The organism is Enterococcus sp. AZ091, from assembly GCF_051714805.1.
In the GTDB taxonomy this organism is placed as follows: Bacteria; Bacillota; Bacilli; order Lactobacillales; family Enterococcaceae; genus Enterococcus_D; species Enterococcus_D gallinarum.
In genome coordinates this window covers 823,394-836,296 of sequence record NZ_JBIOSO010000001.1, presented here as the reverse complement: position 1 = coordinate 836,296, position 12,903 = coordinate 823,394, and the positions used below count along the sequence as shown (strand labels likewise).

The window sequence follows — 12,903 nt, the reverse complement described above, 5'->3', positions numbered from 1 at the left end:
ATTATTACAGCTATTTTGTAATCACGTACTCTCTTTGATAAAAAATTGGAGATTCCTTTACAAATATGCTCTTACGTGCTATTATTTAAGTATCTATTTAAAAGGAGTTAATAAATATGCGGCAAGGTATTCTTAAATAAACTGTCAATTTGATAGCGGGAACAAATAATTGGATGTCCTTTTTTAGGAGGGCTTAGTTTTTTGTACCCAGTTTAAGAATACCTTTATCATGTGATTCTAAAGTATCCGGAGAATATCTGTATGCTTTGTATGCCTATGGTTATGCATAAAAATCCCAGTGATAAGAGTATTTATCACTGGGATTTTTATGCCCTTTTGGGCTTTTGAATGGAGGAAAATCACATGAAAATTATTAATATTGGAGTTTTAGCTCATGTTGATGCAGGAAAAACTACCTTAACAGAAAGCTTATTATATAACAGTGGAGCGATTACAGAATTAGGAAGCGTGGACAAAGGTACAACGAGGACGGATAATACGCTTTTAGAACGTCAGAGAGGAATTACAATTCAGACAGGAATAACCTCTTTTCAGTGGGAAAATACGAAGGTGAACATCATAGACACGCCAGGACATATGGATTTCTTAGCAGAAGTATATCGTTCATTATCAGTTTTAGATGGGGCAATTCTACTGATTTCTGCAAAAGATGGCGTACAAGCACAAACTCGTATATTATTTCATGCACTTAGGAAAATGGGGATTCCCACAATCTTTTTTATCAATAAGATTGACCAAAATGGAATTGATTTATCAACGGTTTATCAGGATATTAAAGAGAAACTTTCTGCCGAAATTGTAATCAAACAGAAGGTAGAACTGTATCCTAATGTGTGTGTGACGAACTTTACCGAATCTGAACAATGGGATACGGTAATAGAGGGAAACGATGACCTTTTAGAGAAATATATGTCCGGTAAATCATTAGAAGCATTGGAACTCGAACAAGAGGAAAGCATAAGATTTCAGAATTGTTCTCTGTTCCCTCTTTATCATGGAAGTGCAAAAAGTAATATAGGGATTGATAACCTTATAGAAGTTATTACTAATAAATTTTATTCATCAACACATCGAGGTCCGTCTGAACTTTGCGGAAATGTTTTCAAAATTGAATATACAAAAAAAAGACAACGTCTTGCATATATACGCCTTTATAGTGGAGTACTACATTTACGAGATTCGGTTAGAGTATCAGAAAAAGAAAAAATAAAAGTTACAGAAATGTATACTTCAATAAATGGTGAATTATGTAAGATTGATAGAGCTTATTCTGGAGAAATTGTTATTTTGCAAAATGAGTTTTTGAAGTTAAATAGTGTTCTTGGAGATACAAAACTATTGCCACAGAGAAAAAAGATTGAAAATCCGCACCCTCTACTACAAACAACTGTTGAACCGAGTAAACCTGAACAGAGAGAAATGTTGCTTGATGCCCTTTTGGAAATCTCAGATAGTGATCCGCTTCTACGATATTACGTGGATTCTACGACACATGAAATTATACTTTCTTTCTTAGGGAAAGTACAAATGGAAGTGATTAGTGCACTGTTGCAAGAAAAGTATCATGTGGAGATAGAACTAAAAGAGCCTACAGTCATTTATATGGAGAGACCGTTAAAAAATGCAGAATATACCATTCACATCGAAGTGCCGCCAAATCCTTTCTGGGCTTCCATTGGTTTATCTGTATCACCGCTTCCGTTGGGAAGTGGAATGCAGTATGAGAGCTCGGTTTCTCTTGGATACTTAAATCAATCATTTCAAAATGCAGTTATGGAAGGGATACGCTATGGTTGTGAACAAGGATTGTATGGTTGGAATGTGACGGACTGTAAAATCTGTTTTAAGTATGGCTTATACTATAGCCCTGTTAGTACCCCAGCAGATTTTCGGATGCTTGCTCCTATTGTATTGGAACAAGTCTTAAAAAAAGCTGGAACAGAATTGTTAGAGCCATATCTTAGTTTTAAAATTTATGCGCCACAGGAATATCTTTCACGAGCATACAACGATGCTCCTAAATATTGTGCGAACATCGTAGACACTCAATTGAAAAATAATGAGGTCATTCTTAGTGGAGAAATCCCTGCTCGGTGTATTCAAGAATATCGTAGTGATTTAACTTTCTTTACAAATGGACGTAGTGTTTGTTTAACAGAGTTAAAAGGGTACCATGTTACTACCGGTGAACCTGTTTGCCAGCCCCGTCGTCCAAATAGTCGGATAGATAAAGTACGATATATGTTCAATAAAATAACTTAGTGTATTTTATGTTGTTATATAAATATGGTTTCTTGTTAAATAAGATGAAATATTTTTTAATAAAGATTTGAATTAAAGTGTAAAGGAGGAGATAGTTATTATAAACTACAAGTGGATATTGTGTCCTGTATGTGGAAATAAAACACGATTAAAGATAAGGGAAGATACTGAATTAAAAAAATTCCCCCTCTATTGTCCGAAATGCAGACAAGAAAATTTAATTGAAATAAAGCAGTTCAAAGTAACTGTGATTACAGAGCCAGACGCAAAGACGCAGAGCCGATAAAATGAGATTAATACAATCTCATTTTATCGGCTCTTTCCGTTATGTATGGATTCTTTTAATTAGTCTTCGATGTTTCTTGCTTCGTTGATACCGCTGGCTAAAGATTCCATTAAGGATAGTTCTTTGTCTGTAAAGCTATCCATGTATTTCTCTATCTGTAATCGTCGGGTGCTTTTTACCAAGTTATTAGCAGGTAAGAAAAATTCATCAACGGAAACATGAAGTAACGATACAAGGTCATAAAGAACTTGTATGCTGGGGTGTTGCCCTTTATTTTCAATATTAGTTAAGTACCGTGGGTCAATTTCAATCAATGCTCCCACTTGTTCACGAGTTAAACCTCGTTTCAATCGAGCTTCTTTAATGGCTAAACCAAAGGCTCTAAAATCATATTTATCTTCTTTTTTACGCATAGTAGACCACCTCTATACATTTTATTGTTCCTACTGAATTAAAAACAGGTATAGAAAAACGTGTTATATGGTTTATAGGTTTATATTTAATAAAAAGCACTACTAAACGCCAATAAAAAAAACCGTTATATGGTAGTGCTATTTACGCTGTTAAAATATTGTATATTACTTCCAAATGGCGGTTTGTTGGAGGTCAACGTCGCCATGAAGTACATCATATACAATAAATTTCCTTACATTGGGTTCTTGTCAAAAAAAGTCGTCTATCTGCAATAGATAAGTACGTCCACCAATGTGGTTTTATAAATCATATAGATAGAATAACAGAAGCATGTAAACAGAGAAATAAATCTGTTTATATGCTTTTTTGGCTATTCAGAACTTTTTTACAAAGTTTATTTATCAGTAATGCAACAAATCCCCCTTTCACATTGGGACTAAGAGTGAAAGGAGATAAACGAGCAAGGCTCACTTCCTTTCCTAGACAGAAAGGGGGTGAGAAACATGAAACCATCTTCTTTTCAGACCACAATAGAAAATCAGTTTGACTATATCTGTAAACGTGCTATGGAAGACGAGCGAAAGAATTATATGCTTTATCTTTCAAGGATTGCAAAGCGTGAGGTGTCCTTTTCGGATGTTGGCGATTATCTTGTTAGCCAGTTTGCGACAACAGATAACTATTCAACTGACTTTCAGATTTTTACACTCAATGGGTTATCAGTAGGCGTTGAAAATGATTTGTTGAGTGAAGCATTACGTGAGTTGCCAGACAAGAAACGTGAAATTCTACTGCTGTTTTACTTTATGGACATGAGCGATTCAGAAATTGCAGACCTGTTGAAATTGAACCGTTCTACTGTCTATCGGCATAGAACCAGTGGACTAGCCTTAATTAAAAAGTTTATGGAGGAATTTGAAGAATGAAAACACAATATCCTATGATTCCCTTTCCTCTCATTGTAAAGGCAACAGATGGCGATACCGAAGCGATTAACCAGATTCTACATCATTACAGAGGGTACATAACGAAGCGTTCCCTACGACTTATGAAAGATGAATATGGCAATCAAAGTATGGTCGTTGATGAAGTCTTACGTGGAAGAATGGAAACCAGACTGATTACAAAGATTTTGTCATTTGAAATTAAGTAATATCCTCTCTCCTTTCGTGGAAGCGTGCTAAACCATTCCACGCTTCCCGAACAGGGAGGTTTGTTATTCCACCAAAGCATATTGAGCTTTCAATGTGTTTTGATAGGCTAACGAGCCATTGTTCTTTGAAAACTGAATAAAAGTAATCGAATACGTTTCGATAAGAAAAGAGCCAACGGAACTAACCGCCATGACCTATCTTATAAAGATAGCGAGCGATTCATGTTAGTGATCCGAGAAGCAATCTTTAGCAGGATTGCCTGCAACGACATTCTTATCGTGATAATGATACTCCCATACAGTCAATAGTCCGAGCGTGATAAAACCGTCGCAGGCAATGAGTATGGCTACATGAGAACCATGCAGGGGTGGAACTCCCGTGAGCTTTGCTAAAGCTGTTCGATTGCTGGTAAAACAACTTTTATGAAATCCAAATAAGTGATTTGGAAAGGAGGATTTTATGAAGCAGACTGACATTCCTATTTGGGAACGTTATACCCTAACCATTGAAGAAGCGTCAAAATATTTTCGTATTGGCGAAAACAAGCTACGACGCTTGGCAGAGGAAAATAAAAATGCAAATTGGCTGATTATGAATGGCAATCGTATTCAGATTAAACGAAAACAATTTGAAAAAATTATAGATACATTGGACGCAATCTAGCGTCGCCAAAGGGTCTTGTATATGATAAAATAGTATTAAGTCGTATCAAGGCTCTTTCCATAAAGGAAAGGAGCAAATGCCATGTCAGAAAAAAGACGTGACAATAAAGGTCGAATCTTAAAGACTGGAGAGAGCCAACGAAAAGACGGAAGATACTTATACAAATATATAGATTCATTTGGAGAACCGCAATTTGTTTACTCGTGGAAACTTGTGGCTACAGACCGAGTACCAGCAGGAAAGCGTGATTGTATCTCACTTAGAGAGAAAATCGCAGAGTTACAGAAAGACATTCATGATGGTATTGATGTTGTAGGAAAGAAAATGACACTCTGCCAGCTTTACGCAAAACAGAACGCTCAAAGACCAAAGGTTAGAAAAAACACTGAAACTGGACGCAAATATCTTATGGATATTTTGAAGAAAGACAAGTTAGGTGTAAGAAGTATTGACAGTATTAAGCCATCAGACGCTAAAGAATGGGCTATTAGAATGAGTGAAAATGGTTATGCTTATCAAACCATCAATAACTACAAACGTTCTTTAAAGGCTTCATTCTATATTGCTATACAAGATGATTGTGTTCGGAAGAATCCATTTGACTTTCAACTGAAAGCAGTTCTTGATGATGATACTGTCCCTAAGACCGTACTAACAGAAGAACAGGAAGAAAAACTGTTAGCCTTTGCAAAAGCTGATAAAACCTACAGCAAAAATTATGATGAAATTCTGATACTCTTAAAAACAGGTCTTCGTATTTCAGAGTTTGGTGGTTTGACACTTCCAGATTTAGATTTTGAGAATCGTCTTGTCAATATAGACCATCAGCTATTGAGAGATACTGAAATTGGGTACTACATTGAAACACCAAAGACCAAAAGTGGCGAACGTCAAGTTCCTATGGTTGAAGAAGCCTATCAAGCATTTAAGCGAGTGTTAGCGAATCGAAAGAATGATAAGCGTGTTGAGATTGATGGATATAGTGATTTCCTCTTTCTTAATAGAAAGAACTATCCAAAAGTGGCAAGTGATTACAACGGCATGATGAAAGGTCTTGTTAAGAAATACAATAAGTATAACGAGGATAAATTGCCACACATCACTCCACATAGTTTGCGACATACATTCTGTACCAACTATGCAAATGCAGGAATGAATCCAAAGGCATTACAGTACATTATGGGACATGCTAATATAGCCATGACGCTGAACTATTACGCACATGCAACATTCGATTCTGCAATGGCAGAAATGAAACGCTTGAATAAAGAGAAGCAACAGGAGCGTCTTGTTGCTTAGTAGTACAAATGAATTTACTACTTATTTACCACTTCTGACAGCTAAGACATGAGGAAATATGCAAAGAAACGTGAAGTATCTTCCTACAGTAAAAATACTCGAAAGCACATAGAATAAGGCTTTACGAGCATTTAAGAAAATATAAAAAGATAATTAGAAATTTATACTTTGTTTATATTTAAAAAATGATTAGTAAGAGGGGGGATTTGATGAAGTTGAATGATGTTTTGTATAGACGACAGTATAAAATAGTTTTATCTTCTGATATTTCAAGCTTGGATTTGTCTTCTTTAAACAGTTTAGGAATCTGGAGTAATCCGAAAGATAAACATTATATTTTGACATTGAAAAATAATGATGACCCTTACAAAGATCCTGCAGTATTTGAAGAGAAGTTTAAAGAAATTACAGGATTAGGTTCGAAAGATTTTAACTTAGAAACAAAAAATGGACCACTTACTTTACAAGGTGCTGTTGATTCTAGTTGGTTTTGAAAGCGCATACTATTTTTAAGTAAATAGAATATAGGGTTTCAATTAATATTTATAATATCGGAGGGATTTTTTATGAAAGATATGAAAAAAATGGAAGAAATATTTCAATTAATGGACAAGAAAGACTTAATGAGTACTACAGGTGGAGCTAAAAGAAAAATTCCTGGATGGGTAAAACTTGTAGATGCTATTGGCGGCGCATTTAATGATGTTACCCGCAATATGGGATACTAAAAGATCCATAAAGAATATGACTATATCATCTGATATAGTCTTTTTTAATTTTTAAAATTCTATTGGAGGAAAAAGATGGAAAAAATAGATATGTTTAGCAATGAGAATATAGAGTGCTTACTTGATAATATCAAGTTATCAGAAATAGGAATCGACCGTAAAAAAATAAAATCAGAACTTTTGAACCCGCAAGTTCAAAATAAGATTCTAAAAGAGACTACGAATATTAAAATTAACGGTGCCATTCTAGTTAAAAATCAAGAGACTAGGATTAATAAGGCAATTGAAAGTATCATCGATTTTTGCGATGAAGTTTATGTTTTTGATACAGGTTCGACTGATAAGACGATTGATACTGTTCGTAATGCTAATTATGATTCTGTAATTTTAAATGAAGTAGCATGGGAGGAAAATTATGCTTATATGAGAAATTATGTAGACGAAAATACGCCAGAAGGATGGTTATTCATTATTGATTCTGATGAAGAACTCTTAGCTTCCAGTATAAAGTCTCCTGAATTTTTAGTTTTTGAATTGGCGGTATTGTCTACTCTTATAAAAACAGATGATATAGCCATAAGGTTTAGACAAGTCTTTAATGAAGATAATGAAGTTAACTGGCCCACAAGATTGTACAAAAAAAGTGACACTGCTAGTTTTTTTGGATTTGTCCACGAAGAATTACGTTCCAAGAAGGACATAACTTATATCCCAACAACTATAACTGTCATAAATCACGGAACACTTCCTGACGAGTTAGTGAAATTCGATAAGGAAAAACGTTATTATAATCTTCTTAGGAAGAATATTCTGATTGAGGAAAACAATATGCAATGGTATGCTTTGTTGCCTTTTGATCGTGTAATCAAAGAGGAAAAAAATTGGTACGCTCAAAAATTAGAGTACTATGCACATGAGATTTTAAATCGAAAAATAGAATCGGCCTTTAATGAGCGCTTATTAATAAGTTACATTAAATATTTGATGAGTGAGTACCAATTAAATGAAGCTACTGAATTAGCTGATAAAGCTATCACTATGTATCCCGAAAATCCTGACTTTATCTATTTAAAATACGTAAATAGGCTTAACATCATAGAAAAAGATCTCTTATATATGATTGAAGATTTTAGAGACGAAACAGATAAACTGAAGGATGTTAGGAGTGGCAAAGAAGAATGGCTTGCATACAATGCATTAGAGCTATTGCCAGACGTAATGATAAAAATACTTACTAAAGCAGAATATTATGACTATGCTATGGAACTACTAAAGGATGTAAACGTTAAAGTAGGAAAACATAATTTGATTCAACCAGAAATTGATTTTTATAATAAGTACTTAAAAGAGAAATAAAGGCATCAATATTTATTGTTTGTACTATGTAATTCTTAAATACTCTAAGTTGATATAGTCAAAATGTTAGGAAGAGGAACGTGAAATTTAAATTAATAAAACAACAAGATGAAAAAGATTGTGGAGTGGCTTGCATTTCCATGGTTTTAAACTATTATAAAACAGAAGTGCCTACAGATGTATTAAGAACATTCTCAGGGACAGATAACGAAGGAACGTCAGTTTATGGTTTGAAAAAATGTATTGAAAAATTCAACTTTGATTGTCAAGCTATCAGAACAAATTCTATAGTATGGGACGAAAAAGAACTAGTGCTGCCCTTGATTGCTCACGTTTTAATTAATAATGAGTATTTTCATTATGTAGTCGTTTATAAAGTACAAGGAGAAATATTATACATTGCCGATCCTGATAAAGGGATGGTAAAAAAAACAGTTGAAGAGTTTGGGGAACAGTGGACTGGAGCATTATTATTGATGGCTCCAAATAAAAAGTACCGTCCCTCCGTCGAGAAAGTTAACGGTATTAGTACTTATTTACCCATTCTTTTGAATGAAAAAGGATTAATATTTAATATTGTGATAGCTTCATTCTTTATTACTTTGTTTGGTCTTTTTAGTTCATATTATTTTCAAGGAATAATTGACTACTTCATTCCAAATAATATAGCGTCCACATTTAACATTATTTCTTTGGGGCTTATTTTTATTTATGTGTTCCAAGTTATTTTGGAGTATATTCGTGGATACTTGCTAACTATATTAGGGCAAAGAATGAGTATCTCAATCATGTTAAGCTATTTTAAACATGTCCTTAATTTACCTCTATCTTTTTTCTCCACTAGAAAATCAGGAGAAATTATCTCTCGATTTCTTGATGCTAATAAAATAATTGATGCTTTAGCCAGTGCTACACTATCTATCTTTTTAGATGTTGGAATAGTCATAACAATTGGGATAACTTTGTTTATTCAAAATAATGGTTTATTTTTTATTGCACTAGGAAGTATACCTTTTTATGGAGTAGCAATTCTATCATTTGTTAAAATATTTGATCAATTGAATGAAGATGAAATGTCTGCAGGCGCGACAGTCAATGCAAGTATAATTGAAAGTTTAAAAGGTATCGAAACAATTAAAGCATATAATGGAGAACAAAAGGTATATGACAAAGTGGATCAACAATTTACTAAGTGGATGAAGACATCTTTTAAATTTACCAATTTGGATAATTTACAGGAAAGTTTTAAGCATCTAATTCAACTAATAAGTACAATCCTCGTACTTTGGCTTGGTTCGTATTATGTTATGAATGGATCGATAACTTTAGGACAATTAATTACCTTTAATTCTTTACTTTTATTTTTTACTGAGCCATTACAAAGTATCATTAACTTACAAACAAAAATGCAAGCTGCTCAAGTTGCTAATCGCAGAATTAATGACATATTTGCTATTAAGACAGAAAAACAAGAGAATAGTAACAATAAAAATATTGATAGTTCAATATTCAAAAGTGGTATCACTCTAAAAAATGTGTCATTTTCCTACGGTTTAAAAGAACCAGTTTTAAAAAATATATCAGCAGTTATAAACGCAGGAGAAAAAGTAGCAATTGTCGGTGTTAGTGGATCGGGAAAGTCGACATTAGCTAAGTTAATGGTTAATTTCTATACACCAATGGATGGAGAATTATTATATAAAAAAATAAATGTATTGGATATTGGTCATGAGATTCTAAGAAATCATGTGACTTATGTCCCGCAAGAATCTTTCTTTTTTCATGGAACCATACTAGAAAATTTATTGTTCAGCTCTAATAAAGAAGTTACCTTTGAAAGAATAGTAGAAGTCTGTGAAGATGTACAAATATTAGATTTTGTGAATCAACAAGACCTACGCTTTGATATGATAGTGGAAGAAGGAGCAACTAATTTATCAGGAGGGCAAAAACAACGTTTGGCGATAGCAAGAGCTTTATTAAAAGATGCTGACGTCTTAATTTTGGACGAAGCCACCAGTAGCCTAGATCCCATATCAGAGTATAACGTGTTGAGAAATTTAATGCAGCTATCCAATAAAACTATACTTTTTATTGCGCATCATTTATCTATAGCTAAGGCAAGTGATAAAGTGTTAGTGCTAGATCAAGGTGAACTGGTGGAACAAGGATCGCATGCTGAACTATTAGAACAAAATGGGCTGTATAGAAAATTGTGGGAAATAGATAACTAGAGGTGGAGATATGAATAATGAGTGGAAAAACACTTCAACAATCTACTTACAACAGTATTCTCATTACTATCGATGGATACTATACCCATTGTCTATTTTTTTCTTGGGAGTACTTTTATTTCTTTTTTTTGGTTCTTCCGAACAAGTAGTTCATGGTAATGGAATGCTAAGCGCTGAAACTATAATTCCAATTCAAATTCCGGTTGAAGCATCTATTAAAGAAAATAATTTAAAAGATAATTTAAAGGTAAATAAAGGCGATACTTTGATAGTGTTTGAAATGGATGACCTAGTAGAACAAAAGAATCAACTTGATAGTGAAATAAAAATACTTGATGAAAAAATAGAAAAAAAGATCTTCTTATAAAAAGTTTGGAAAAAGAAGAGAATCTATTTACAGTGGAAGATTCTTATGGATATTCGAATCAGGTTGAATCTTTTCTCAATGAAAAAGAACAAGTATTACAAACTGTCCAACAACTTGAAAGTAATTATAAAAATACTAGTCAGATTGCGGAAAAAAATATCCATGAACTAAATAATCAGATACAAAAAAAACAAAATAAAATTAATGAAATGAAGGAAATAAGGATTTCTTGGAGTAAACAACAGATGATTTCAGGTTACAGTGATGAGTATATGTCAAAATACACATCATGGAAGAAACAAATAGATCAGGCGCAAGAAACTGAGAAAGACCGCATTAAATCAGATATCTTGTCAGAAATAGACCAAACTATTATGCAAATAGATCAAATTATTGATCAATTATCATTACAAAAAGAAGCAATTGAGGTACCTTTAAATCCTACATCAGAAGTAAATAGTCAGATAGCTGCTATTAATCAATTAAGGGAGCAAAAAATAGCCGATGCAAAAGAACAATCCAATGAAATGTCGACTGAAAAAGAGGAGAAAACAATTGCCTTAAAAAGTGTTGAAAGAGAGCTAAAAAGTCAAAGTATCTTAGCTCCTGATCAAGGAACTATTCACTTAAAAGAATCGTATGAGAAGACAAAAGATATTGCTAAAGGAAGCGTGGTAGCGGAGATTTATCAGAATGATAATCAGAATACGATGGTAGTAGATGCTCAGATCACTTCAGAAAAAATGATCGGAATAAAAGTTGGTATGCCAATATCAATGAGATTAGATAGTAATGATGGAAGTAAGTATGTTTTAAAAGGAAAAGTAACAGATATCTCAACAACAAGTTCAATTACTGAAGCAGGTAATTTTTTTGCTGTTAAAGGTCAAGTGAAAATTCCTGTCAACAAACAAAAAGCTATACGCTATGGACTAACTGGTGATGTCTCATTTGTAGTTGGAAAAAAAAGTTATTGGGATCAGATAATCGATTTTTTATTTTCTAACAATTAATTTATAGAAAACTTAGTGATAATATAGCATTATAATTTGGGAATAATAATTAAAGGGGTCAGAAACTTAATAGTTTTTGATCCTTTTCTTGATAATTTTCTTCGTTGATAGTTTCCACTGTATAACCATTTCCGATTTTATATATGCTATTCATGATTAAACTCTCGCCTCCAAGGTCAATGATTTCTACTTGTTTAAAAAATCTTAGCGTTGAATAGACATCCCCTGCAATTTTCTCTCTCTCCACATCTGGATACATGTTCGACATCTCGCTAATAATATCGTCAATAGATTTTTTTCCGTCACAACTTGCTAAAATATACTTCAAGTGAGTAGAGAGCGACATACAATGATTTGTTGTCCTTCTATTCCGTGATCGCTTGGACTTATAAGGAGAAGAAATACTTACTTTGGTTGTGCCAGTCCGATATAGATGCTTTTGAGGCTTTCGAAGTAATGAAACAAGATGTTAACAAAAAGAGAGTGAGACAATAGTCAGAAAAAACCTGATTATTGTGGCTCTTTGTCAATAATGAAAATGGGACTGAAGAATCAATTCTGATTCATCAGTCCCATAAATTATAGAGCCGTCTTTTTTAGACCCGCTTCTATTGTTCTTATTCTTATTTCGTTTCTTAATTATATTGTTACTATTTTGATCTTATGATAAATATAACTCTTTACCAAATATCATATTGTGCATTTTCTAAACGCCAATGGGTATGTTCTAAAAAGAAGCGCAATTTTTCTCCGTCTCCACTTTTAAACATCTCAAGAATTTCTTCATGCTCACGATTAGTAACTAATAAAAGTTCCCTAATTCTTTTCTGATCAATTCTGAAATAAGCTTTTCCGATAAACATTTTCTTTTTAATTTCGATTTCCTTTTTTAGTAAAATATTGTCGCATTTAGCTATACATAAGTCATGGAATTGATATTGCAATTCATTGTATTTTGTATGCAATAGCAACTCCTTCGGAAATAAGTCGTAATACTCAAAAATTTGAAAAGCAATTTCCTTTTATTCCTCCTTATTCTCGGAGTTTAACACTTCAGTCCCAGCCTCGAAAGAACAGAAACTGTTTGGGGCTATCTTTATTTAAGC

15 protein-coding genes and 1 pseudogene are annotated in these 12,903 nt (G+C 33.3%); 13 read left to right on the top strand and 3 right to left on the bottom strand.

All coding sequences use genetic code 11. The features are described from left to right. Positions 1–300: 300 nt before the first annotated feature. The 3 genes and pseudogenes from IGJ28_RS04330 to IGJ28_RS04320 form a co-directional block, all read left to right on the top strand. Positions 301–348 (top strand): annotated as a pseudogene (locus IGJ28_RS04330) (hypothetical protein); the annotation flags it as partial. A 15-nt stretch (positions 349–363) separates the two neighbouring features. Beyond that, positions 364–2,283 (top strand): tetracycline resistance ribosomal protection protein Tet(M), encoded by a 1,920-nt coding sequence (tet(M), locus tag IGJ28_RS04325; RefSeq protein ID WP_000691749.1) that lies wholly within the window; start codon positions 364–366, stop codon positions 2,281–2,283. A 100-nt stretch (positions 2,284–2,383) separates the two neighbouring features. Further along, positions 2,384–2,569 carry a cysteine-rich KTR domain-containing protein gene (locus tag IGJ28_RS04320; RefSeq protein WP_011058338.1) on the top strand — a complete coding sequence of 62 codons (186 nt, stop codon included), beginning with the start codon at positions 2,384–2,386 and terminating at the stop codon, positions 2,567–2,569. Between the two features lie 59 nt (positions 2,570–2,628). On the opposite strand, the gene IGJ28_RS04315 is transcribed toward IGJ28_RS04320, so the two are convergent. Then, complete coding sequence (locus IGJ28_RS04315) at positions 2,629–2,982, bottom strand: helix-turn-helix transcriptional regulator (RefSeq protein ID WP_001227347.1); 354 nt, start codon at positions 2,980–2,982, stop codon at positions 2,629–2,631. A gap of 504 nt (positions 2,983–3,486) precedes the next feature. Between IGJ28_RS04315 and IGJ28_RS04310 the strand changes: the two genes are divergently transcribed. The 10 genes from IGJ28_RS04310 (at position 3,487) to IGJ28_RS04265 (ending at position 11,797) form a co-directional block, all read left to right on the top strand. Then, positions 3,487–3,909 (top strand): sigma-70 family RNA polymerase sigma factor, encoded by a 423-nt coding sequence (locus IGJ28_RS04310; RefSeq protein ID WP_000804885.1) that lies wholly within the window; start codon positions 3,487–3,489, stop codon positions 3,907–3,909. Further along, positions 3,906–4,136 (top strand): helix-turn-helix domain-containing protein, encoded by a 231-nt coding sequence (locus IGJ28_RS04305; protein WP_000857133.1) that lies wholly within the window; start codon positions 3,906–3,908, stop codon positions 4,134–4,136. The genes IGJ28_RS04310 and IGJ28_RS04305 overlap by 4 nt, the downstream gene beginning before the upstream one ends. Before the next feature lie 460 nt (positions 4,137–4,596). Then, positions 4,597–4,800 (top strand): excisionase, encoded by a 204-nt coding sequence (locus tag IGJ28_RS04300; protein ID WP_000814511.1) that lies wholly within the window; start codon positions 4,597–4,599, stop codon positions 4,798–4,800. Positions 4,801–4,881: 81 nt separating this feature from the next. Beyond that, positions 4,882–6,099 carry a tyrosine-type recombinase/integrase gene (locus tag IGJ28_RS04295; RefSeq protein WP_001291561.1) on the top strand — a complete coding sequence of 406 codons (1,218 nt, stop codon included), beginning with the start codon at positions 4,882–4,884 and terminating at the stop codon, positions 6,097–6,099. 209 nt (positions 6,100–6,308) lie between these two features. After that, the gene (locus IGJ28_RS04290) at positions 6,309–6,593 is read left to right on the top strand and encodes a hypothetical protein (protein ID WP_081131104.1); all 285 of its coding nucleotides are present in this window, start codon (positions 6,309–6,311) and stop codon (positions 6,591–6,593) included. A gap of 72 nt (positions 6,594–6,665) precedes the next feature. Continuing rightward, on the top strand, positions 6,666–6,827 hold the full coding sequence (locus IGJ28_RS04285) for a hypothetical protein (protein ID WP_167757146.1): 162 nt from the start codon (positions 6,666–6,668) through the stop codon (positions 6,825–6,827). A 75-nt stretch (positions 6,828–6,902) separates the two neighbouring features. Then, positions 6,903–8,183 carry a glycosyltransferase family 2 protein gene (locus tag IGJ28_RS04280; protein ID WP_176333258.1) on the top strand — a complete coding sequence of 427 codons (1,281 nt, stop codon included), beginning with the start codon at positions 6,903–6,905 and terminating at the stop codon, positions 8,181–8,183. An 80-nt stretch (positions 8,184–8,263) separates the two neighbouring features. Further along, complete coding sequence (locus IGJ28_RS04275; protein WP_081131102.1) at positions 8,264–10,417, top strand: peptide cleavage/export ABC transporter; 2,154 nt, start codon at positions 8,264–8,266, stop codon at positions 10,415–10,417. Positions 10,418–10,427: 10 nt separating this feature from the next. Next, positions 10,428–10,784 (top strand): hypothetical protein, encoded by a 357-nt coding sequence (locus tag IGJ28_RS04270; RefSeq protein ID WP_438845210.1) that lies wholly within the window; start codon positions 10,428–10,430, stop codon positions 10,782–10,784. 5 nt (positions 10,785–10,789) lie between these two features. Next, on the top strand, positions 10,790–11,797 hold the full coding sequence (locus IGJ28_RS04265) for an HlyD family efflux transporter periplasmic adaptor subunit (protein WP_438845209.1): 1,008 nt from the start codon (positions 10,790–10,792) through the stop codon (positions 11,795–11,797). A 58-nt stretch (positions 11,798–11,855) separates the two neighbouring features. On the opposite strand, the gene IGJ28_RS04260 is transcribed toward IGJ28_RS04265, so the two are convergent. After that, positions 11,856–12,125: a PqqD family peptide modification chaperone gene (locus IGJ28_RS04260; protein WP_162787457.1), complete on the bottom strand. Its 270-nt coding sequence runs from the start codon at positions 12,123–12,125 to the stop codon at positions 11,856–11,858. 352 nt (positions 12,126–12,477) lie between these two features. After that, a complete protein-coding gene (locus IGJ28_RS04255; RefSeq protein ID WP_113849058.1) occupies positions 12,478–12,762 on the bottom strand; it encodes an FCD domain-containing protein in 285 nt (94 codons plus the stop codon). Between the last annotated feature and the right edge of the window lie 141 nt (positions 12,763–12,903).

Coding starts and splice junctions, on each gene's coding strand:
- IGJ28_RS04315 (WP_001227347.1), bottom strand. CDS start 2,982: ATGCGTAAAAAAGAAGATAAATATGATTTTAGAGCCTTTGGTTTAGCC.
- IGJ28_RS04310 (WP_000804885.1), top strand. CDS start 3,487: ATGAAACCATCTTCTTTTCAGACCACAATAGAAAATCAGTTTGACTAT.
- IGJ28_RS04305 (WP_000857133.1), top strand. CDS start 3,906: ATGAAAACACAATATCCTATGATTCCCTTTCCTCTCATTGTAAAGGCA.
- IGJ28_RS04300 (WP_000814511.1), top strand. CDS start 4,597: ATGAAGCAGACTGACATTCCTATTTGGGAACGTTATACCCTAACCATT.
- IGJ28_RS04295 (WP_001291561.1), top strand. CDS start 4,882: ATGTCAGAAAAAAGACGTGACAATAAAGGTCGAATCTTAAAGACTGGA.
- IGJ28_RS04290 (WP_081131104.1), top strand. CDS start 6,309: ATGAAGTTGAATGATGTTTTGTATAGACGACAGTATAAAATAGTTTTA.
- IGJ28_RS04285 (WP_167757146.1), top strand. CDS start 6,666: ATGAAAGATATGAAAAAAATGGAAGAAATATTTCAATTAATGGACAAG.
- IGJ28_RS04280 (WP_176333258.1), top strand. CDS start 6,903: ATGGAAAAAATAGATATGTTTAGCAATGAGAATATAGAGTGCTTACTT.
- IGJ28_RS04270 (WP_438845210.1), top strand. CDS start 10,428: ATGAATAATGAGTGGAAAAACACTTCAACAATCTACTTACAACAGTAT.